Below are 22,192 nucleotides of genomic sequence, written 5' to 3' on the forward strand. Positions count from 1 at the left end.
AAGGCTTTGGCTTAATAGATAAGTTGTCGGTACAGAGCACCCAACTGCAAAAAACTCACGTTCGATACGATTAAAATTCTGGGCGATTTATTTTTTTATGGGTATATAAATCTTTATTCATATTATCAAACCAAAACTTTAAAATATTTGTGCTATTATCTAAAAAAGGTTCAATCTTAAATAGATGAGTTGTATATTCTTCGTCAAAAGGTGCTATGAGACCAAGTTCTGTTGTAGAGTCACCGAGTACAATATGGTCACTTGTATTTGTAACATGATTCCAAGTAATAATATCCTCATCAAAAGGTAAAAGTGATGTAGGCTGTAATCCAATTCGAAATATGTAAGGGCTACAAATTTCATAGTAGACGTAACTACCATCATCCTGAGTATGCATCCAAATATGATTACTTAATAAAATAGAACTATCAATATAATGACATAATGTAGCGGTTCTATTTGTTGTATCTTCTCGATAGACAGGTATTTTTATGATTTTTTTAGAGATATCAATCATTAAAGGTATTTCACCGTCACTAGCCATAGCTATCATAACTAAATCTTGCTGTTGTTTAATCTCGTCAAGGCTAGTAAAATAAGCATAAGATATGTTTTTTAGAGTTTTAGTTCCTTGATAATTCCAGACAGAACCCTTGTAGCATGATGACTCTTTAATTAATTTTTTAATTGCTGGCGTTGTATGATGAAACAGTCTAATGTAAGGAATGTTATTGATTATTTTACCTTTTCCAGTAGCATAGTCCATTAAATCTTCAGGACCTGTTATACTACTCTTAAATAAATTTGAAGAGTCACGTAAATTCCCTATATGCCCCTCATTTGAAATTGTAAGCTTTAATGTATGTCCCCAAGCAATATCTACAAAAATTGTCCCATAAATTTCATCCGCAGTAAATTTTGACAGATGATTAGGCAAAAATGAAAAAAATTGGAACCAAGAAAAGTTTTCTTCATCATCCATAATGTAGATTAAATCAGGAACTATTACGGAAAACATATTATTATGTACAAGTTTACACTTTAGAAAGCCTTGATAAACTTTGTTTCCTTCTGGTTTATCACCACGTACATTATTGTAAAAATGAGAATTATTTAATTCATATCTGTCAAATCGTTTATTTTCTTTCATCTTTTTTGAGAGTGGTTAGGTTTAATAGCAGTCAACTTGTTAATAATCGCTGTTTTTTAGTCCACTAATAGCAATTATGTCTGTGTTTTCTATTTTCATACTAAACGAATCGTAATGGGGGCGAATTGCAAAATGTGTATATGCTGTGTCATAAACAGCTTTGTCAAGTTTACTAACAAAATCATAAGCTGTGCCAATGTCAAAATCGTCCACTAATTTGAATAAATCATTTAATGGTTCCATTCTGTTCATATGTCCTGCGATTTGATTTCTAATGTGTCTCATTTCAATGTATTTACTTTGAAATATAGGGTTCGTTAGTAATTCTTGTAATACTGTTATGTTACCAATACCTAATTCGTCTATAACTTCATAAAGACCGTCAATAGAATATCTGTTATAAATGTCTTTGAAAATACAATCCTTCATGTTTACAGCATGAAAGATATAATCAATTTTGAAATTTCGCAGTGCATTAGGATAATTTAAATCAATCGATAAGTTATTTATAAAGAAATTTGCCAAAATGCTTAATTCTTTTGAACTATTATAGCGATAAAAACAGCCTGAAAGATTATTTGAGGAGGCTTCTTTTATTTGATTTTCTCCGGTGCACAAAAAATTATTACTAACTCTGAACCCATTATAAAATTTTGCTTCAAATAATTTTAAAGTTTGTTTAGCCAGATTTTCTATCTTCAAAAGTTTTTCTGCATCTGTCAATTCTTCAAAATATTTAATGTTTGTTTGGTCTGCTAAATGTCCAGTCATAAAAGCAATTAACTGGTCAATATTTTTGCTTTTTACTAGCTCAGATGAATTGAAAGCTTTTGAAAACTGGTTGTTTTGTTTGTGTGCAAGAAAAATATCTCTAACTTCTCGAATTGCAGTAAATTTCCTGTCATCCACTACATCTTCAAATGACATTGCATTAATAATAATTTTAAATGCTAGAAATTTTCTCAAACAATTATTATCTGTCTGTTCTATGATTTTTTGATAAAGTAAAGCTGAATTCAGTAGAAATCTTTTTTTGTCTTCCATCTTTGTAATTTGTTTATTGTTTCATCGTATTTGGTTGTAGCCACCTAGTAAATATACGCATATTCACGTTTTTCCTTAAAAGTAAATAATTGAAATAAACAAAGCAATCACCCATCTAAATCAATTCATAAAACACTAATTGTCAAATAATATAGCTTTACAACAAGTCAAAAAAACACTAATTCTCTCAAAATCAATTTACTCCCATAAGTAAAAATCAGCCTATATTTCCTACATTTGAATCAACAGAAAAGCCTTTTTTGAAAGCATAACCTAATTTTTGCTTTAGGTTGCTAAGGGAAGGGATTAGCAGTAACAGGAATTTTTCAAGGGTGAAAATATATTTTTCTACCCTACAAAATAATTTTTCAAGGGTGAAAATATATTTTTCTACCCTACAAAATAGTTTTTCAAGGGTGAAAATATATTTTTCTACCCTACAAAATAGTTTTTCAAGGGTGAAAATATATTTTTCTACCCTACAAAATAGTTTTTCAAGGGTGAAAATATATTTTTCTACCTTACAAAATAATTTTTCAAGGGTGAAAAATTATCATTCTACCCTACAAAAAAGTAGTTCTTCCTTTATTCATTTCAAGGATTGTTATCTAGCTAATAATCAAGCCATAAAATACATTTATTTATATACGTATTACTTGTTTTTAAAATATATTTTTTCGTATATTCGGATACTAAAACATGTACTACTTTATCAAACACCGAGTTTTAGTCTTTCTATTAGCTAAATAAAATGTTCAACGCTTAAAATTGTTTTGTTTATGGCAACCGTAAAAGTAATCATAAGCTTTGCCAAGCTTCGAGACGACGATTTGGACACCAAAAGCCAAGTTATTATCGAGAGTCTCACCAACAACCCCAATTTTCTTTCTCCTCAACCTTCTTTAGCAGATATTGCAAGTGCAAGAACGGCTTATATTAATGCTCTTACTGCCAATGAGATGGGTGGAAAACAAGAAACTTTAGTGAAGAACCAAGCCCGAAAGGTATTGGAAGCTCAGTTAAAGTTGCTTGGATTGTATGTTGAGGCAAACTGTAAAAATGATGAGGTCATTGCCCAAAGTTCGGGCTTTGATATTCAGAAAAACAGGGTGCCAGTCGGTATTTTATCTAAACCTACCAATTTTAAGGTAGAGAATGGACCTGTTTCAGGTAGTTTGACAGCGAGTTGTAACAAGATTGACGGTGCTAATTCTTATGTATTTGAATATACAAAAGCACCCGTAACCGAAGAAAGTGTTTGGAAACCTGAATATTCAAGTGCCAAAACACATTTATTCAATGGATTGATAGCTGGTACGCAATACGGAATCAGAATGGCAGGCATTGGCACAGACCCACTGTTGGTTTATTCGGATGTACTCTTGCGGTATGTACAATAAATAAAAAATAGAAAGGAGTAAAGTAGTACCAGCCCAAGCCAAAACTTGGGCTGCGGTGTTTATAGGGAAGCATTTTGTAAATAAGTCCTTGAATGTTAATATTGTAGAATATTAAAATACACAACCCCTTAATCAACCCCCTATGAGAATCTCTACATTCTTGTTTCTGTTGTTCTTTCTAAGTCAAAACCTATTGGCACAACAAAAACAAATTCCTTGCGGTGTAAACGAAAGCGTTTTACCCGAAAGCACTATCAAAGCCATGCAAATGGCACCCACTTGGCTAAAACAACAACAAGCCCGAAAATCTGCTGAGGAGTTTTATGTTTGTAGAATTGCAGTTGAAATAGATTCAGATACTTATCTGTTATTTAAAAAAGATAGTACTTTAATAAAACGTGAAGTCATCAAGGTAATTGAAAGGGTTTCAAAAATCTATGAAGCAGAAATTAATACTCAATTGCTTGTAAGCTTTATTAATATCAGAAAAGACAGCCTTACTGACCCATACCGTGGTGTAAATAACATATATAGTTTATTTTCAATATTAAAAAAAGAAGAAAATAACGGAGTATTTAAAAATGTTTCATTTGACCATGCCATGTATTTACCAACAAAAGCTATTTCTGGTGCTGATGGTTTAGCTGATGATAAATCTAATATTTCATTATGGGGTAATGTTCATGTAATAGCACATGAATTAGGACATAACTTTGGTTCGCCACATACACAAAACTGTAATTGGCCCGGTGGAGTATTAGATTATTGTTATCCAGCAGAAGGAGATTGTTATACTGGCCCTTTAGACTTAAAAAAGGGAACAATCATGAGTTATTGTAACAACTTAGAACTTACCTTTCACCCTTTATGTAGAGCTTTAATGCAACTCTATGCATCTACCAATTTGAATAAAATTAGTGCTATGTCATCAATAACACTTACTGGTAGTAATAATATTGATGGAAGTTTCTATATTTTCAACCCAATTCCTTTGGCAGAAAAGTATTTTTATCAAGTTTCGGAAAAGAATGATTTTTCACAAATCATTACTTCAGACTCTATTGATATCAATATTATTAATTATGGTAAAATATCAAGAAATAAAACTTATTACTTGAGAATTAAAGCAATAAACAGATTAGGAAGTTCTGAATGGTCAAATACAGTTACTATAAGAATACCCAATACTGTCCTTACTTCCCCCCAATTGCTAACGCCCCTTAATGATATTAAAGATATAAATCCATACAGTGAAATGACTTTTACCTTTGAGCCTGTTGAAGGTGCTACCTCCTATGAAATTGACTTTGCAGATTTTCAGCGACGCAATTACCCAAATTTTACGATGAATCGAAATATAACTAATACCTCTAATCAATTTACAATTACTCCATCTATGCAATCCCTATCCTATGATCATTTCTACTGGAGGGTGAGAGCTATTAATGGAAATGTAAAAGGAAGTTGGTCTGAATCCAGAAGAGTATTATTAGCTCCTCGTTCTTACGATATAAGCAGTACCTACGGTTCATTCTATGGTTTCCAGTTATCAATCCCATTCTATTTTAGAGAATATAGTAAAAATTATGAATCAAAGGTCACCGTTTCTAAAAATGAAAACTTTAGTAATCCAATCATAGAAAAAACCATTTTCCCAAGTAAATATAATATTCAATCCAATGTATTTTCACTTGAAAATTTAGAAGCTAACACACAGTATTATTTGAAATTTGAAACCATCAATCCTAAAAAAGATTTAGTATATGATTTTCCCAAAGGAGTAATTAAAACCTTGACCCAATCATTTAAAACAGGAAATTTTTTACCACCAAGCACATGGAAATATATTAACAATGATAATACTCCAAATTTTGGATTAGTGAACTCTAAGCTTATTCCAATCGGCAATAGTGTTTTTAAGTTTTCTGAAGAAGGAATTGTGAAAATCAATTCAGATAGTGTAAAAGCTGTATTATATGGATTTGAGAATACCAACAAAGTGATAGGAAGTGAAATCAAGGCTATTGATGTGGACACCTTAGGTAATCTTTGGGTAATTATGGAAATCAGCAAAAGAAAAAACTATTCAGGAAGCTTTCCCGATCCTGTTTACGAAATGAAACAGTTTGACTCAAAAACAATGAAATTGTTATCATCAAGAGAGTTAGATTTTCAAGGTTTATTACTGAATATTACTCACTTTGACATCAATCATAGAATTATAAGCGATGGTGTAAAAGTGGCTCAAATAGATAACAACAATCTTGTAAACATTTTCTATCAATTTAACGGCAATGGAAATTATTTCAATAAGATGGAAGTAAGCAAAACAGACATTTGGTTTCTTTCATATTTATATACTACAAACACTTATGCAGTAAGCCGTTATAATTTTGCTACTAAAGAAATAACACATTTTAATAATAAAAATACAAGTGCTATTCCAAAGGTAATTCTTAAAATCAAACTTGATAAACAGGGAAACCTTTGGTTACTATATGAAAAAGGTATTGTAAAATACGATGGACAAACTTGGACAGACTATCCTTTAAATACCTATTCTACTTATTCGGCAGGAATAAATGATAACTTCTGTTTTGATGATAATAATAATCTATATTTAAACACATACTATTATGAAAGTGAAATATTTACCCTCAAAAATAATACTTGGCAAAAGGTAGTCTCGTTTCCAACATTTAATTCTAACAACATGGAAATCGATAAACAGCAAAAAATTTGGCTAAATTCTTATGCTGGAACTTTGCGAGTGAATCCATGTAGTTCAATTACAAAACCAGAATTTACCAATAACACTATCAAAACTATTGATGCTGGGCAGTCTATCAATTTAGAAGCAAAAGGCTGTAGTAATGTAATGTGGAATTGGAGTAGTGCTACCGAACAAGTAAATAATAAATTAATTTCAGGTAATAATACCTTAGCAGTTAACCCAAAAGTTAATACAGCATACTCAGCTCGTTGTTATGATAATGGCTGTATGAGTGATGAAACTGTTTTTAGTTTAGCCGTTCGTCCAAACCTTTTAACCAATAAAGTAGCCAAAAATGAAATCTGTTTAGGAGATAGTATTAAAGTACTTTCAACCATAGAAGGTTCTTTTGATGAAAACAATGTATTATCTGCTACTTTAACTTCTAGCACTAAAACAAAGTATAATTTCACTTTAGTGAATCAGAAAAGCTTTTCATCTTTTATACCAAATTCAAGTATTCCGAGTGGAAAGTATTGGTTAAAAATCAGTTCAAGCTCTCCAAAACTTACTTCAAAAGATTCTGTTGAAATAACGATAGCGGCTATCCCCACAGGAAGTATTTCAGGAACAAATAATTTCTGTGCTGGCGGTAGTACTTCTCTTACTGCCAATACAAACAATACAGTAAGCTATCAATGGTTTGAAGGGGAAAATATAATAGGAACAAATAACAAAACTATTGTTGCTAGTAAAAGAGGAAAATATACGATTCTCATGAAAAACAATATAGGATGTATAAACACTTCTGAAATATTTACCGTTGATGAAAATCCATTACCTACTGGTGAAATTACTGGTAATAATAATAGTCTTTGTAATGGACAAACGACAACCCTTTTCGCCATAACAAAAGATAAGGTAAGCTTTCAATGGAAAAGAAATAATGTAGCGATTGGCTCTAATGCAAATAATTTATTTGTGAACCAAGAAGGTAAATATCAGGTAGAATTAACGAGTGCGTTTGGGTGCAGTAGTACGCTAGCGGCTACCACTGTTGTTATAAACCCAAGTCCAAGTGGCACAATAACTGGAGAGCAACAATTTTGTGAAGGGCAAAGCACGACATTAACAGTTAATAGTAAAAATACCAAGTACTATAAATGGGATAAATGGTTAGGCATACACTACGAAACAATTAGCACCGACAAAAGCATTACTATCAAAGAATCAGGAGGTTATAGATTATTACTTGAAAGTGATAAAGGGTGTGTAATTGAGCTGGCGCATCTTCATATAAGCAAAAATCCTTTACCAACAGGTAATATTACTGGGTCAACCAATTTTTGCGAAGGTAGCAGTACTATACTTTCTGTAAACAGTAACAATGCAAAAAGTTTTCAATGGTTAGAAGGTAAAAACGTTGTTGGCACTAACAAAAGTATTACTGTAGCAAAGGCAGGAAAATATGCTATTGTTTTAAAAAGTGATAGCGGATGTGTTAACACCGCAGACACTGTAATAGTAACACAAAACATTTTACCAATTGCTACCATATCAGGCGATAAAAGCTTCTGTGAAGGAAGTATTAAACCTTTGACAACTTCGGTAAGTGCTGGACTAGCCCCTTTTACTTATTCTTGGAAACTTGGGAATACGCTTTTAGCTGATAAAACAAATACCATTAGTATTTCAAAAGAAGGTAATTATGCTGCTGTTGTAACTGATGCAAATGGATGTGTAGATACTACTAATATTCATACTATCAATGAAATAAAACTTGTAAAAGCAACCATCAGTAAAAGTGGAACAACGGATATTTTACAAAATACGGATGTAACATTATCGGTAACACAAGATGTTACTTATGGCTATCAATGGAATAAAGACAATGCTATTATTACGGGGGCAACTACTAATACTTTCACAGCCAAAGAGGCAGGAGTTTACAATGTAACCATTACAGCAAATGGTTGTTCAGCAACTACTGAATCAGTAACTGTGAATCTAGTAACAGCTAATGAACCTAATACTTATTGGAACAATTTCTATCTCAATGCCTTTCCTAATCCGAATGAAGGACAGTTCACTTTGGAATTTACTAATAATGATAATCAGCCTATTTCATTATTCCTATATGATATAGTAGGAAAAACGATGATTCAGAAAGTCATTAAAACAAAAGGAAAATATTCGGAAGTAATTGATATTTCAACGTATCCAAGCGGAGAGTACTTTTTGATGTTACAAAAAGATGATTTTAAGAAGACTTTGAAATTGAGGAAGAAGTAAAAGGCACAAAAAAAGCTGGAATCTCTTCCAGCTTTTTTTGTTTTGTGAGGATTTTAAAGACCGATTAAAAACTAATATTATTTACTTAAAATACCAGCTAATCTTAATAAATCAGTATTGATAATCTTCTTTTTCGTAATTGTATCGTGGAAAGGAGTGTAAATTAATTCATCATTTACAATTCCAGCCATTTCATTTTTATGTCCATCCAAAAGTCCTTCTAAAGCACCCAAACCTAAACGGCTTGCAAGGATTCTATCAGCAGCACTTGGGCTACCTCCTCTTTGAATATGTCCTAAGTTCGTTACACGAATATCAACAGGTACATCAATAGTTTGCTTGATTCTATCAGCGATTACAGCAGCATTGCCTTCTTCATCTCCTTCTGCTACGATAACAATTGAAGAAGTTTTCTTTTTATTGAAGCCAGATTTTAAAGTTTCTACCACGTCTTCAACAGTTTGTCTTTCTTCTGGAATCAAGATTGATTCTGCTCCACCCGAAATACCTGATTGAATTGCAATATAACCTGAGTCACGACCCATTACTTCAATAAAGAAAATTCTATCGTGAGAATCGGCTGTATCTCTAATTTTATCAATAGCATCCAAAGCTGTATTTACAGCCGTGTCGTATCCAACTGTAAAATCAGTACCATAAAGGTCGTTATCAATTGTTCCCGGAACACCTACCGTTGGAATTTGAAATTCATTATAGAAAATTTCAGCTCCCGTAAAAGTACCGTTTCCTCCGATAGCAACTAATCCTTCAATGCCGTGTGATTTCAACTGATCATAAGCCTTTTTTCTTCCTTCTGGAGTCATAAACTCTTTACTTCTCGCAGATTTCAAAATAGTACCACCACGTTGAATAATATTACTTACTGACTGTGAATTTAGTGGAATAATATCTCCTTTAATCATTCCATTGTATCCACGAATTATTCCAAAAATTTCGACTCCATGATGTAGTCCTCCTCTAACGACCGCTCTAATTGAAGCGTTCATACCTGGTGCATCACCTCCTGAAGTAAATACCGCAATTCTTTTCATGTTGGTAAAGATTGTATTTTAGTAAACTTGGTTAATAGTAGCGATTAGGTTAACATGAATGACATAAATCATCATTCATTTACGCAAAACCTTACAAATTTATCGTTTATAAGTGATGTTTCTAAGATTTTTTCAAAAAATTACAGTTAAATAAAACATAAATGGTAATTTATGTAAATATTTCAATATTAAATTGAACTCATTGATTTTTCACAAAGAAACAAAATATTTTAAAGCTAAAATCTGTATCGTCAAGAAGTAATTTGTATTAGCGGTATATTTGCAAAATTATTTAACCATTAATTTATCTCTTCGATTTCTTTAGAGATAATTTCTTAGCTTTTCAACTACCATTCCATGTTTAGATTAGTACTTCTTTTTATTATTTATTTATCATTTCCTTTTCGAGGAGTAGCACAACAATGGTTAGGTATTTCTGGCAGTAATTATACAGGGACAAACACACTTTACTCAAATCCAGCTAATGTAGCAGATTCTAGGTATAAAGTTTATGTTAATTTAATAGGGAATGATTTATTTCTGACTAATAATTTTACCAATTGGGATGCCCCTTACTCTGTCCTCCAGTTATTTTCCAATACAGTTTCTAGCGAATACAGAAACCCTGTAACTAAAAATATCATTTATAAAGATGAATATTTAGCGGCTAACCAGAGTAATGGAAAAAAACACATGCACAGTATTGATGACCTACGTGGTCCATCTATTATGATTAACCTCAATGACCAACAAGCTTTTGCACTATCTACAAGAATTAGAACTGGGATTAATTTCACGGGGATGGAAAGTCAATTCGCTGATTTTATTCGTACTGGGATTAAAAACGAAGACCTTGAAAATAAACTGGTCAGCCTCAATGGTACTGCATTCAATACTAATAGTTTTGTAGAAATAGGATTAACATTTGGACAAGTTTTATTTGATGAAGAAGAAGATTTTGTAAAAATTGGAGGAACGATAAAACGATTGGTGGGTTTATACTCTGCTCATTTAATGGTTGATAATGCTAATTATAATATCATTGAAGACCCAGCAAATCCTGACGAACGATTACTCCAACTCAATAATATTATTGCAAAATACGGATACACTCAAAACGGTTCTTATGAAAATGCAAGATTTTCACCAAGCTGGTTATTCGGAAATAATTCGGCAGGAAGTGGCTGGGGACTTGATATTGGCTTTGTTTATGAGTATCGCCCTAATCTCAAAAAGTTTACTTATCGAGAAAAAGGAATCTTGAAATTAGACCCAAGTAAAAATAAATATAAATATCGTTTGGGAGTTTCATTAATTGATATTGGTGGGCTAAAATATGCCAACCCAAACTATGTTAAAAACTGGCAAGTAAATGCTACTAATAAAGTTTTTAATTCTGCTGATTTCAAAAAAATAGCTGATTTTGATGATGCTTTTTCTCGTTTAAATAATTCACTTAATTTGAATGATGCACAAGCAAAAACTTTATTCAATAGTACTTTGCCTACTGCTCTGAGTGTAAACTTTGATTATCACTATAAAAATAATATTTACATCAACAGTGTTTGGACACAAGCTTTACGAAGCGATTATTCTGTTGGAATAAAATCTCCTTCATTATTGGCAGTAACACCAAGATGGGAAACAAAATGGGCAGAAGTAGCCATGCCTTTTGTACTGTTAGATAATTACAGTACTTTTTCATTTGGTTTAGCCGCTCGTCTTGGTCCTGTTTTTTTAGGAACGGATAACCTTGGAAGTATTTTAAATATTGGCAAGCCTCGTGGACTCGACCTTTACTTTGGAGCAAGTATTCCAATTTTTCGTCGCCCTCCTACTGTCCCTAATGCTTGCTTTTATGAAAATTCTTCCCGAAAAAGCTTCAAAGAAATCCTGATGTTTTGGAAAAAATAAGCTTAATGGAATAGGCTTAAAAGTGTAATTATCAACACATTAAATTCACAATTCACCACTCAAAATTGATAATTACATTACTCCTTGGTCGGCAAAACTGTAGTATTTTTTGTCTGTGAAAATCAAATGATCTAGTACAGAAATGTCTAAACTATTGCCAGCGGCTTTTAGTTTTTGGGTAAGATCTCTATCTGCTTGACTTGGATTTAGATTACCAGAAGGATGATTATGAGCTAAAATAATTCCACTTGCTAAGTGTTCCAATGCTATTTTGAATATCATTTTCGGGTCGGCAATCGTTCCTGAAACACCTCCGCTACTTACTTTTTCGCATTTAATCACATCGTTAGCTCTATTCAAAAGGATTATCCAAAATTCTTCGTGTGATAAATCAGATAAGTGAGGCTTCAATATTTCATAAGCATCTTCAGAACATTTGATTCTTGGACGAGTACTTGTTTCTGTTTCTTTCTTTCTTCTCCCTAATTCTAAAGCACTGACAATGGTAATTGCCTTGGCTTCGCCAATTCCTTTGAATTTGGCTAAATCTTTTACCGAAAGTCGTCCTAATTGATTCAAATCATTCTGAACACTTTGTAGGATTACTTTGGCAATATCCACGGCTGTCATTTTTTGAATGCCCGTGGCAATTAAAATGCCTAATAATTCAGCATCAGATAAAGCGGCTTTACCTTTCAATAGTAATTTTTCACGGGGTCTATCCTCTTCTGCCCAAGATTTGATATTGAGATGTGTATTTTCGTAGTTTTTCATAGGTGTTTTTACTTTGTTTGTAGTCTTTATTTTAAATTATTATTTAATTCTAAATTAAAACTAAAAACATTTTCTTCAAAATTTTGGGCATAAAAAAAGACCTAACTTTTCAGAAAGGTCTTTTTTTATGAATATTTCAAAGCTATATTAAGCTATTTTATTCACTAACTTTGCTAACTTAGATTTCAAGTTAGAAGCCTTGTTCTTGTGAATAATGTTCTTCTTAGCTAATTTGTCAAGAGCAGAAGAAACTTTTTTATAGAGATCAGTAGCAACTACCTTGTCGTGTGTCAAGCGCAATTTCTTTACCATTGTACGGGTAGTTTTGTGCTGATAACGGTTACGTAGTCTTTTTGCTTCGTTGGCTCTGATTCTCTTTAATGATGATTTGTGATTTGCCATGTTTATTTCCCGAATAATATTGGTTTTCTGATTTTCTAATATTGAGGTGCAAAGGTACATCTTTTTTAAGATAATACAAGTGCATATTTACAAAAACTTTCAAATTTGATATAATTAGATTTTTTCACCTAAAGTTTATTCCTATGAAAAAAATGTTTATAAGCTTCATTTCCCTCTTGTTTTCAGCTTTCCAAGCTCAATTTGTCCTTAGCAATTCATTACATTTATCATCAAAACATAGCCCCAATACTCCTAATAGCACAAAATGGGGTTTTTACGCTCATCAGCGAATCAATCGTTTAGCGATTTTCACTTTGCCTCCAGAAATGATTTCTTTCTACAAAACAAACCTATATTATATTGTAGAAAATGCGGTTGCTCCCGACCGTCGACGCTATGCTGTGAAAGATGAAGCCCCAAAACACTATATAGATTTAGATACTTACGGCGATAGTGCTACTTATAAACTACCGCATTACTGGAATGATGCCGTTGAAAAGTTTACGGAAGATAGTTTGATGAAACATGGCATTGTACCTTGGCATATTCAATTTATGAAGTTTCAGTTGACGAAGGCTTTTCAAGAAAAAAATACTTCTAAAATATTAAAACTCTCTGCTGAAATTGGTCATTATATTGCCGATGCTAATGTGCCATTACATACTTCATCAAATTATAATGGACAAAAAACAAACCAAATCGGTATTCATGCTTTTTGGGAATCACGTTTGCCTGAAAGCTTTTCAGATGAATATGATTTCTTTGTAGGTTCAGCTACTTATGAAAAATCAATCAGTAAAAGAATTTGGGAAGCTATTCGAAATGCTAATGCCTGCTTGGATTCTGTCTTTATTTTTGAACAAAAGCTAAATATTGCTACCAAACCAAGTAAAAAATACGGTATCGAAGAACGAAATGGTATCACAATTAAAACCTATTCAAAAGAGTATTCTAAACAATATCATGAAATGTTGAATCATCAGGTAGAAAGACAAATGCGTCGTTCTATTAAAATGATTGGGGATTTTTGGTACACTGCTTGGATAGATGCTGGTCAGCCAGATTTAAAAAATTTACTTCATCAGCCTACTGAGCAAGAAAAAGAAGCTGACGTTAAAGAACAAAAAACTTGGCTACAAAAGCTCTTTAAAGTACGAGATGAGAATTGATTCATGTTAAAATGAACGATGAATAAACATTAAAACGATTTTCATCTGTAATTTTACAGTATGAAATCACAAATTATTTTAAAAGCAGGAAAAGAGAATCCTGTAAAACGTTTTCACCCTTGGATTTTTTCGGGTGCTATTGCAAAAATCATTGGCAGTCCTACTGATGGCGAAGCGGTTGATGTGCTAGATTCGCACAAAAATTATCTTGCTACAGGTCATTATCACGAAGGAAGTATCGCTGTAAAAATATTTTCTTTCCAAGAAACTGAATCAGATGAAAGTTTTTGGTTTGATAAAATCCAAAAAGCCTATCAGGTTCGTCAACTAATTGATTTCGAAACTACTAATTGTTACCGTTTAATTCATGGCGAAGGCGATGGTTGTCCGGGTTTAATCATCGATTTTTATAATGGTGTGGCTGTATTCCAAGCCCATAGCATTGGGATGTATCTTGAAAAAGAGAAAATAGCAGTAGCACTTCAAAAAGTTTATGGCGACAAATTGTTGGCTATCTACAATAAATCTCATGAAACATTGCCTAATCAGTTTGCGGCTACTGTGCAAAATGGTTATTTGTACGGACAATGTGCTGTACCTCACGCTGTATTGGAGAATGGTTTCAAGTTTATGATTAACTGGGAAACTGGACAGAAAACGGGCTTCTTCCTTGACCAAAGAGATAACAGAGCTTTGTTAGCGAAATATTCTAAAGGTAAAAAAGTATTGAATTCATTCTGTTATTCAGGTGGGTTTTCGATGTATGCTTTGGGTGCTGAGGCTGAATTAGTGCATTCAGTAGATGTTTCTCAAAAGGCAATTGATTTGGTTACTCAAAATATTGAAGCCAATAATTTTCAAGACTTAAACCATCAAGCATATTCGGAAGATGTGATGAAGTATTTGAAAGCCAATGACCAATTTTATGACCTTATCGTACTTGACCCGCCTGCTTATGCTAAAAACGTAGCGACTCGTCACAATGCGATTCAAGGTTATAAAAGATTGAACACAGAAGGTTTCAAGAGATTAGCCAAAGGAGGCATTTTGTTTACCTTCTCTTGCTCGCAAGTGGTGGATAGAGAGTTATTCTATAATACTGTTGTTTCGGCGGCTTTAGAAGCTGGACGACAAGCAAAAGTATTGCACCATCTTACGCAACCCGCAGATCATCCCGTGAATTTCTTCCATCCAGAAGGAAGTTATTTAAAAGGCTTAGTACTTTATGTGGAATAAATAACAGCTTTGTCTGAATATAAAAAGAGTCGCAAACTTCGGTCTAGTGAAGTTTGCGACTCTTTTTGCAATATCAGGAATAGGACAACCTATCAAAAAGATGGAAAAACCTATCTCGGAAATAGGACGACCTATCAAAAAGATGGAAAAACTTATCTCGGAGATGGGACGACCTATCAAAAATATAGGAAAACTTATCTCGGAGATGGGACGACCTATCAAAAACATAGGAAAACCTATCTCAGAGATAGGGCAACCTATCAAAAAGATGGAAAATCCTATCTCGGAGACAGGTTTCGTTTGGCTTATCCAGCAAATATCTATATAAAACCAAATAAAATTCCGAATCAGATTAGTTTTAAGATTTAACAACTTTTAAAAAAAGTCTAATCTAATTCAAAATGTATTTTTAGTAGCTTGTTGTCATTACCGCTAAATCACTCGCTTTCTTCAATGGAATAGTAAAAAAGAAAGTTGTACCTTCATCTGGTTTACTTTCGAACCAGATATTGCCATGATTTTTCTCTACAAGCTCTTTACACAACAAAAGCCCCAAACCACTGCCCTTTTCTTGAGCAGTACCAAAGCTTGAATAAGAAGTATATTTATTGAAGATTTTAGATTGAGCCTCTAGTGAAATTCCCTGTCCATCATCTTTAATTGATACAATAAGTTTATCTTCTTTTTCTTCTGTAACAATGCTTACACTATTCCCTGCTTTCAAAAACTTCACAGCATTTTCTACCAAATTCCTTATTACAATATCAATCATCGCTTGGTCAGCCAAAACCATTTGCGAATCCTTTCCTTCTTCCTTAAAAACCCTAATGCTTTTCTCAGTAGCTCTTGCTTCAATCAAAGCAATGTTTTGCTGAATCACCTGCTGAATATCAAAAGCTATGGTATTTACTTGCATACCGTCCATTTGGCTTCTTGCCCAATACAATAAATTATCAAGCAAATTGGCTGTTACATGAAGACTCTGAGAAGCTTTTTCGATAAAATATTCTTTTTCTTCCTCATCCATACTTTCAGTTTTCAACATATCCATCATTCCTGAAATAGAATGAACAGGTCCACGAAGGTCATGCGCAATGATAGAAAAAATCCTATTTCTTACTAGAATCAATTCTTCTAAATGTTGATTTTTATTACTGATGTCTCTATTTTGTTCTTCTAATTGCTTGATAAGCTTCTTTTTATCAACAAAGTTTTTCACCAAAAGCAAAGCCAGTACCAATAAGAATAAAGCTACCGCAGTAATCAAATTCCGTTTTAGCTCGGTATTTTTTAATTCTTCTTGTTTAATAATGGCACTTTTTTTCAGTAAATTAATTTGTTGCTGCTGCTTTTCAAGACCATAACCAGATTGAATTTTTGTGATAGCCCTTGTTTTCTCGACACCGCCAAGGCTATCTTTCAAGGCTACTTCCAAATTCCTAATTTGCAGTGCTTCTTTATAATTCCCAAGTTTAAGGTGAATCAAATACAATACATTATACACTTGCTTTGAGATTTCATTAATCCCAATTTTCTTATTTTCTTTCAATGCCATTTGGGCATATTCTAGGCTCTTTTTATATTTCCCAGTATGATAATAAACCAAAGCAAAAGCACTATGACAATAAGTGATACCTTCGTCATCGTTCATTTTCACGGCTAAAGGCAATGCTTTATTAAGGTAATTTTGGGCGAGTTGATAGTTTTTTAGGGCAATGTAATTCTCACCAATATTGTAGTATGTAACAATAATTCCAAAGGTATCTTTCGCTGCTTGGGCAATTTTAAGGGCTTTTTGATTGTAAGCAATTGTAGAATCAGCGTGATTTTTGTACTTAAATACTTCACCAATATTAACCAATTCATTGAAGGTAGGATAGTTATGTTGAAGCGCAATATTATAAGCCTTTTTATAATAAAAAAGAGCATTATTGTAATCTTCCATGTCGGCATACACGATACCAATGTTATTAAAAACATTCTGAGAAAGACCAATCAATCCTAATTTTTCACTCATGCGAAGACTCTGAAAAAGGCATTCGAGTGCTTCGGGCAAGCGTCCTTTCGAAACTAAAGATACCCCCTTTGTAAGATATGCCAAAGCAATTCCTTTATCAAAATGGTTTTTTTGAGCAAGAACAAGCGATTTTTCTGCCATAAAAAGGGCAGTATCTGCATTTTTATTCCAGTAATATCTTGAAAGGGAATAATATGTATTTACTCTGTCGGTATCATGTTTGGCAGTTCTGAGTTTCTCTTGCAAGGTTTTCAAACGACCTGTTTGAGCATGACAAACTAAGGAACAACACAACATTAATCCCAATATAAAAAAGAAGCCTTTTTTAACCATATTTCTTGTATGAAACCCAGATTTGTAAATGGTAGGTTTACCCATATAAACTTTAATTTGCGTGTGTTATTTCAAGAAAAACATAAGGCGAAACTATTGTTGTGAAACAAAAAAGAATTAAGAATATAAGTTTTTAACTCTTTAATCAGCAATCATTTAATATACTTTGACAATGTTTTAATAATAAACTTATACAGAATGGCTTAAAGCTACAAGGCTAATCGTTATTTTTTTCTATGAGTTTTATCATACTATTATCATACCAACATTAAAAAGGTAATTAAGAACAAATCATTCAAATTTGGTAAAAACAGAAAAATGCCCTTCAATCCCGAAAAGACAGGTTAAAGGACATTTTTTATTTTTTTCAGAAGAGATTATTTTGTTAAAATATTGCTTTTCAAGTTGTTAGAAATCTTAATTAAGATCCTCATAAATTTCACAAATAAATACTATTTACTTCTCCTAAAATTAGGAAAGTAAATCAATTTCGAAATTTACTTCAATCAAAAAAGGCTTAGAAAATGCTGTTAAACAATTTTCTAAGCCTTCATGATAATACTTATTGAATCCTTATTTTTTCTTTTTCTTCGGGTCAGCTTGTTGAGCTTTCTGTGTTTCCTCAACCGCTTTCATTTGCTTTGAAATATACTCTGAGAAACGAGATTTCTTCACACCACCCGCAGCAATTTTCTTGCGATTTTCTTCTAAAACTGCTTTGATTTTATCTTCATCTACAAATTTACGAATACCAATTTGTTGTCCTATAGTCACTAAGTTAGAAACGAAGTAATAGAAACTCATACCTGCTGGAAGTGAGTTCATCACAAACATAAAGATTACTGGAGTGATGTATGCCATTTTCTTCATGTCAATTGGTTGTCCTGTTTGGTCTGGTGTATTTTGATTATTATAATAACCGTAAGCAATACTTGAGACCGTCATCAACAAAGTAAACAAACTGATATGATTTCCGTATAATGGAATACTGAAAGGTAAAGTAGCGATAGAGTCAAAAGTAGAAAGGTCATTTGCCCACAAGAAAGACTGCTGACGCAAATTAATCAAGTTCGGGAATAACATAAACACCGCCATCAAGATTGGCATCGTAGCTAAGACAGGAATACAACCACTCAGTGGACTTACTCCTACTTCGCCATACAATTTCATTTGTGCTTGTTGTTGCGCAGCGGCATCATCTCCAACTTTTTCTTTGATAGCATTCAATTCTGGTTGTAGAATTCTCATTTTTGCCATACTTACATACGATTTATAAGTAAGTGGAAGTAAAGCAAATTTGATAATTAAAACCAAAGCAATGATTAATAAACCGTAGTTATTAAATACTGTTTCTAAAACATTGAATAACGGAACGAACACATAACGAGTAATTGGCAAGAAAATATCATAACTCAATTTCACGTTTTTGCCGAAACCTGGCGCTACGTTTTTGATAAGGTTATAATCGTTTGGACCGAAGTACCATTGATAATTTCCTTTTCCAGATTTTAAGTCAGCTAAATCTAAATCCATGTTAGCTCTTAAAGTCTTGATATTTACAGAATCTGTTTCGTTGGCAGTTGCTACGATATTCGCTTTCTGGATTGGAGCATTTTTAGTGATAAAACCAGAAAGGAAGTATTTCTTTTTGAAAGAAACCCATTTCACAGGTTTTTCTAAAGATTCTTCTTTTGAACCTGTTGGTGTTTCAGCCAATTGGTCAAATTCTTCATCTTCATTCAATAAGTAATTAACAGTTGCTTTACGGTTTTCTGTTAAATCTTTTTCAGTTGGACGAACATTCTCAATCCAATTCAATTTAACTGATTCGTTTTTCAACAAACCATCCAAACCTTGTAATTTAACGTCTTGGTCTAACAAGAAACCTTCGCCAGCTAAAGTATAAGTTTGTTCAATACTTTGTCCGTTCGCTAAGTTTAAAGTAAAGCTAACTTTTTGTGTTTGTCCTTCTGCAACTACTCCACCTTTTGAAGAAGTATTGAAGTACAATTTGTTTAAATCAACATTTCCTTTAGTCGTTGGCAATTCGAAAGTTACTTTATCAAAAGCTTCATCAAAAATCAAAAGAGGTTCTTTTTTCTGTGCCGCAAATGAATTGTACGTTTCGTAATTCTTTAATAATACTTGTTTCACTTTACCACCTAAAGTAGAGAAAACCACTTTGATGTCTTTATTTTCTAACACAAGCTCTTGTGCAGTACCAATAGCAGCCGATGCAAAATCGCCAGCAGCGGCTTTTAAAGCAACTGAATCAACCGTTGTAACTTTAGCTGCTGTGGAAGTTTGAGCTACTTTTGCTTTTTCAGGTGCTTTTTCTGGTTCAACTTTAGGGGCTAGGAAAAACTGGTATCCCAGCAACATCGCCATTATCAACAACAGCCCCGTGACTTGATTTTTGTCCATCATTATCTTTTGAATTTGTCTTTTTCGAGTTTAAGTACTTTCGTACATCAATTCGTTTGTCTGTTAATAGTATCGGTTTTATTTCTAAAGAGTTTCTATCTCTAAAAAATAAGAACGAAACATAAAAAACTTTCTATCAAATAAAACCGCCAAAGCTTTTGACTTTAGCGGTGCAAAATTACTACTTATCTTTAATTAAATCATTTTAAATGATAAAAGGTTACTTAGTAGTTCCTTTCATTAAAGGAATAGCGTTTCTTAAAGCTGCCTTTACAAAGTGAACAAATAATGGTGCTGGATTAGCAACATTCGATTTATACTCTGGGTGAAACTGCACACCAATAAAGAAAGGATGGTCTTTAATTTCAACGATTTCTACTAAACCTGAATCTGTATTAATCCCTGTTGGAATCATACCAGCAGCTTTAAATTGCTCTAAATAAGCATTATTGAATTCATAACGGTGACGGTGACGCTCCTGAATATTCAATTTTCCATATACATGATGCGCCAAAGAACCTTTTTCTAACTTACAAGCATAAGCACCTAAACGCATAGTACCGCCTTTGTTAGTTACTAATTTTTGTTCTTCCATCAAGTCGATTACTGGATATGGTGTTTCTTTGTTCATTTCAGATGAATGAGCATTTTCAAAACCAACCACATTTCTAGCATATTCAATAACGGCACATTGCATACCCAAACAAATTCCGAAGAAAGGAACTTTGTTTTCACGAGCATACTTTACTGCATTGATTTTCCCTTCGATACCTCTTTCTCCAAAACCCGGAGCAACCAAAATACCATCAAGGTTTTCTAATTTCTTTTGATAATCGCCTTCAACTAAGTTTTCAGATGAAATCCAAACAACATTTACTTTTGTTTCATTTACTGCTCCAGCATGAATCAATCCTTCAGCAATAGATTTATATGAATCTTTCAGCTCAACGTATTTACCAACCAAACCGATTGTAATTTGTTCCGTTGGGTTTTTCAATTTGCCCAAGAAATTTTTCCATTGTTCTAAATCAGCGTCTTTGTCATTATAAATATCTAATTTATACAAAGCACGTTGGTCTAATTTCTCTTTACGCATCAACAAAGGCACATCGTAAATTGTCTCAGCATCCATTGCTTCAATTACATCATTTGGCGAAACGTTACAGAAAAGAGCAATTTTACGACGCATTTCCTGTGGAATTGGATGTTCTGTACGACAAACAATAATGTCTGGCTGAATTCCGTATTCCGACAAAGCACGTACTGAGTGTTGTGTTGGCTTAGTTTTTAATTCACCAGCAGCAGCGATATATGGTACTAAAGTAAGGTGAATGAAAAGTGTATTTTTCTCACCTAAATCCCATTTTAATTGACGAGCGGCCTCGATAAAAGGAAGCGATTCAATATCACCTACACAACCACCTAATTCAGTAATAACAATATCATACTGACCTGTAGCACCCAACAAAAGAATATTTTGTTTGATTTCGTCAGTAATATGAGGAACAACTTGAACCGTTTTTCCTAAATAATCACCACGACGTTCTTTTGTAATAACATTGAAGTAAACTCTACCAGTAGTAATGTTATTTGCCTGAGAAGTTGGTACGCCCAAAAAACGCTCATAATGACCCAAATCAAGATCCGTTTCCGCTCCGTCGTTGGTTACATAACATTCACCATGCTCATAAGGGTTTAACGTTCCCGGATCAATATTGATATATGGATCCAGTTTTTGGATAGTTACTGATAGCCCTCTAGCCTGTAATAATTTGGCTAATGATGAAGCAATAATTCCTTTTCCTAAAGATGAAGTTACACCGCCCGTAACGAAAATATATTTTGCGGTTTTAGGTTGCCCTTTACCTGACATTGTAATAAAATTGAAGTTTGAATTTTTCTAAGAGGATGTGTACAAAAAAAGTACAGAGGAAGAATGGAGTTCCGCAACCCTTAGTTACGGGATACAAAGTTAGCGTATTTTCATGGAAGTATTTTGCCTTTTTTTGAATAAAGACTGAAAACTTTCGCTAAACAACCCAATAAATCACTGTATAACAATGCTTTACAATTGTAAATTTTTAACAATTAAAATTTCTGTTACATCAAAACTAAAAGCTGATTAAAGAATCTAGTGAATCATCCTTACTGATGAAAGAAAGCTTACTCTGCTATTTTTATCAATACTTTAATCGACTTCTTAACAAAATCCTAAAGGCTTTATCTCTACTAATTCAGCAGTCTTTTGTACTTTTGTCAGTATAACCAGAAA

The 22,192-nt window shown here is 33.0% G+C and carries 14 protein-coding genes; 6 read left to right on the forward strand and 8 right to left on the reverse strand.

All coding sequences use genetic code 11. From position 1 onward, the window contains the following. Positions 1 to 70 precede the first annotated feature (70 nt). On the reverse strand, positions 71 to 1,150 hold the full coding sequence (locus tag VB798_RS18225; protein WP_323260946.1) for a hypothetical protein: 1,080 nt from the start codon (positions 1,148 to 1,150) through the stop codon (positions 71 to 73). A 39-nt stretch (positions 1,151 to 1,189) separates the two neighbouring features. After that, on the reverse strand, positions 1,190 to 2,194 hold the full coding sequence (locus VB798_RS18230; protein ID WP_323260948.1) for a hypothetical protein: 1,005 nt from the start codon (positions 2,192 to 2,194) through the stop codon (positions 1,190 to 1,192). Between the two features lie 779 nt (positions 2,195 to 2,973). Here VB798_RS18230 and VB798_RS18235 point away from each other — a divergent pair. After that, on the forward strand, positions 2,974 to 3,594 hold the full coding sequence (locus tag VB798_RS18235; protein WP_323260950.1) for a fibronectin type III domain-containing protein: 621 nt from the start codon (positions 2,974 to 2,976) through the stop codon (positions 3,592 to 3,594). A gap of 193 nt (positions 3,595 to 3,787) precedes the next feature. Then, entirely contained in the window at positions 3,788 to 8,599 is a 4,812-nt protein-coding gene (locus VB798_RS18240; RefSeq protein ID WP_323260952.1) for a M12 family metallo-peptidase, read from the forward strand. A 77-nt stretch (positions 8,600 to 8,676) separates the two neighbouring features. On the opposite strand, the gene pfkA is transcribed toward VB798_RS18240, so the two are convergent. Next, a complete protein-coding gene (gene pfkA / locus VB798_RS18245; protein WP_323260954.1) occupies positions 8,677 to 9,651 on the reverse strand; it encodes a 6-phosphofructokinase in 975 nt (324 codons plus the stop codon). A 357-nt stretch (positions 9,652 to 10,008) separates the two neighbouring features. On the opposite strand from pfkA, the gene VB798_RS18250 reads away from it, so the two are divergent. Next, a complete protein-coding gene (locus VB798_RS18250) occupies positions 10,009 to 11,565 on the forward strand; it encodes a DUF5723 family protein (RefSeq protein ID WP_323260956.1) in 1,557 nt (518 codons plus the stop codon). A 72-nt stretch (positions 11,566 to 11,637) separates the two neighbouring features. Here the strand turns inward: VB798_RS18250 and radC are convergent, their stop codons facing one another. Both radC and rpsT read right to left on the reverse strand, forming a co-directional pair. Further along, on the reverse strand, positions 11,638 to 12,339 hold the full coding sequence (gene radC, locus VB798_RS18255; protein ID WP_323260958.1) for a RadC family protein: 702 nt from the start codon (positions 12,337 to 12,339) through the stop codon (positions 11,638 to 11,640). A 147-nt stretch (positions 12,340 to 12,486) separates the two neighbouring features. Continuing rightward, on the reverse strand, positions 12,487 to 12,741 hold the full coding sequence (gene rpsT / locus VB798_RS18260; protein ID WP_184131519.1) for a 30S ribosomal protein S20: 255 nt from the start codon (positions 12,739 to 12,741) through the stop codon (positions 12,487 to 12,489). Positions 12,742 to 12,893: 152 nt separating this feature from the next. On the opposite strand from rpsT, the gene VB798_RS18265 reads away from it, so the two are divergent. From VB798_RS18265 to VB798_RS18275, 3 genes are all read left to right on the forward strand, one after another. After that, positions 12,894 to 13,910, forward strand: coding sequence for a zinc dependent phospholipase C family protein (locus VB798_RS18265; protein WP_323260961.1), 1,017 nt, complete (start codon positions 12,894 to 12,896; stop codon positions 13,908 to 13,910). Positions 13,911 to 13,970: 60 nt separating this feature from the next. After that, on the forward strand, positions 13,971 to 15,146 hold the full coding sequence (locus VB798_RS18270; RefSeq protein ID WP_323260965.1) for a class I SAM-dependent rRNA methyltransferase: 1,176 nt from the start codon (positions 13,971 to 13,973) through the stop codon (positions 15,144 to 15,146). 100 nt (positions 15,147 to 15,246) lie between these two features. After that, on the forward strand, positions 15,247 to 15,474 hold the full coding sequence (locus VB798_RS18275) for a hypothetical protein (protein WP_323260967.1): 228 nt from the start codon (positions 15,247 to 15,249) through the stop codon (positions 15,472 to 15,474). An 81-nt stretch (positions 15,475 to 15,555) separates the two neighbouring features. On the opposite strand, the gene VB798_RS18280 is transcribed toward VB798_RS18275, so the two are convergent. From VB798_RS18280 to VB798_RS18290, 3 genes are all read right to left on the reverse strand, one after another. Further along, on the reverse strand, positions 15,556 to 17,541 hold the full coding sequence (locus tag VB798_RS18280; protein WP_323260970.1) for a tetratricopeptide repeat-containing sensor histidine kinase: 1,986 nt from the start codon (positions 17,539 to 17,541) through the stop codon (positions 15,556 to 15,558). Between the two features lie 528 nt (positions 17,542 to 18,069). Then, on the reverse strand, positions 18,070 to 19,923 hold the full coding sequence (yidC, locus tag VB798_RS18285) for a membrane protein insertase YidC (RefSeq protein WP_323260972.1): 1,854 nt from the start codon (positions 19,921 to 19,923) through the stop codon (positions 18,070 to 18,072). Between the two features lie 217 nt (positions 19,924 to 20,140). After that, complete coding sequence (locus VB798_RS18290) at positions 20,141 to 21,793, reverse strand: CTP synthase (protein ID WP_323260974.1); 1,653 nt, start codon at positions 21,791 to 21,793, stop codon at positions 20,141 to 20,143. Between the last annotated feature and the right edge of the window lie 399 nt (positions 21,794 to 22,192).

The organism is Arcicella lustrica, assembly GCF_034930985.1.
GTDB classification, from domain to species: domain Bacteria; phylum Bacteroidota; class Bacteroidia; order Cytophagales; family Spirosomataceae; genus Arcicella; species Arcicella lustrica.

Bases quoted from the DNA above. Each gene is read 5' to 3' on its own strand.
- yidC (WP_323260972.1), bottom strand. From the start codon at position 19,923: ATGATGGACAAAAATCAAGTCACGGGGCTGTTGTTGATAATGGCGATG.
- VB798_RS18270 (WP_323260965.1), top strand. From the start codon at position 13,971: ATGAAATCACAAATTATTTTAAAAGCAGGAAAAGAGAATCCTGTAAAA.
- VB798_RS18250 (WP_323260956.1), top strand. From the start codon at position 10,009: ATGTTTAGATTAGTACTTCTTTTTATTATTTATTTATCATTTCCTTTT.
- VB798_RS18280 (WP_323260970.1), bottom strand. From the start codon at position 17,541: ATGGGTAAACCTACCATTTACAAATCTGGGTTTCATACAAGAAATATG.
- VB798_RS18290 (WP_323260974.1), bottom strand. From the start codon at position 21,793: ATGTCAGGTAAAGGGCAACCTAAAACCGCAAAATATATTTTCGTTACG.
- VB798_RS18265 (WP_323260961.1), top strand. From the start codon at position 12,894: ATGTTTATAAGCTTCATTTCCCTCTTGTTTTCAGCTTTCCAAGCTCAA.
- VB798_RS18275 (WP_323260967.1), top strand. From the start codon at position 15,247: ATGGAAAAACCTATCTCGGAAATAGGACGACCTATCAAAAAGATGGAA.
- radC (WP_323260958.1), bottom strand. From the start codon at position 12,339: ATGAAAAACTACGAAAATACACATCTCAATATCAAATCTTGGGCAGAA.
- VB798_RS18235 (WP_323260950.1), top strand. From the start codon at position 2,974: ATGGCAACCGTAAAAGTAATCATAAGCTTTGCCAAGCTTCGAGACGAC.
- rpsT (WP_184131519.1), bottom strand. From the start codon at position 12,741: ATGGCAAATCACAAATCATCATTAAAGAGAATCAGAGCCAACGAAGCA.
- pfkA (WP_323260954.1), bottom strand. From the start codon at position 9,651: ATGAAAAGAATTGCGGTATTTACTTCAGGAGGTGATGCACCAGGTATG.
- VB798_RS18225 (WP_323260946.1), bottom strand. From the start codon at position 1,150: ATGAAAGAAAATAAACGATTTGACAGATATGAATTAAATAATTCTCAT.
- VB798_RS18230 (WP_323260948.1), bottom strand. From the start codon at position 2,194: ATGGAAGACAAAAAAAGATTTCTACTGAATTCAGCTTTACTTTATCAA.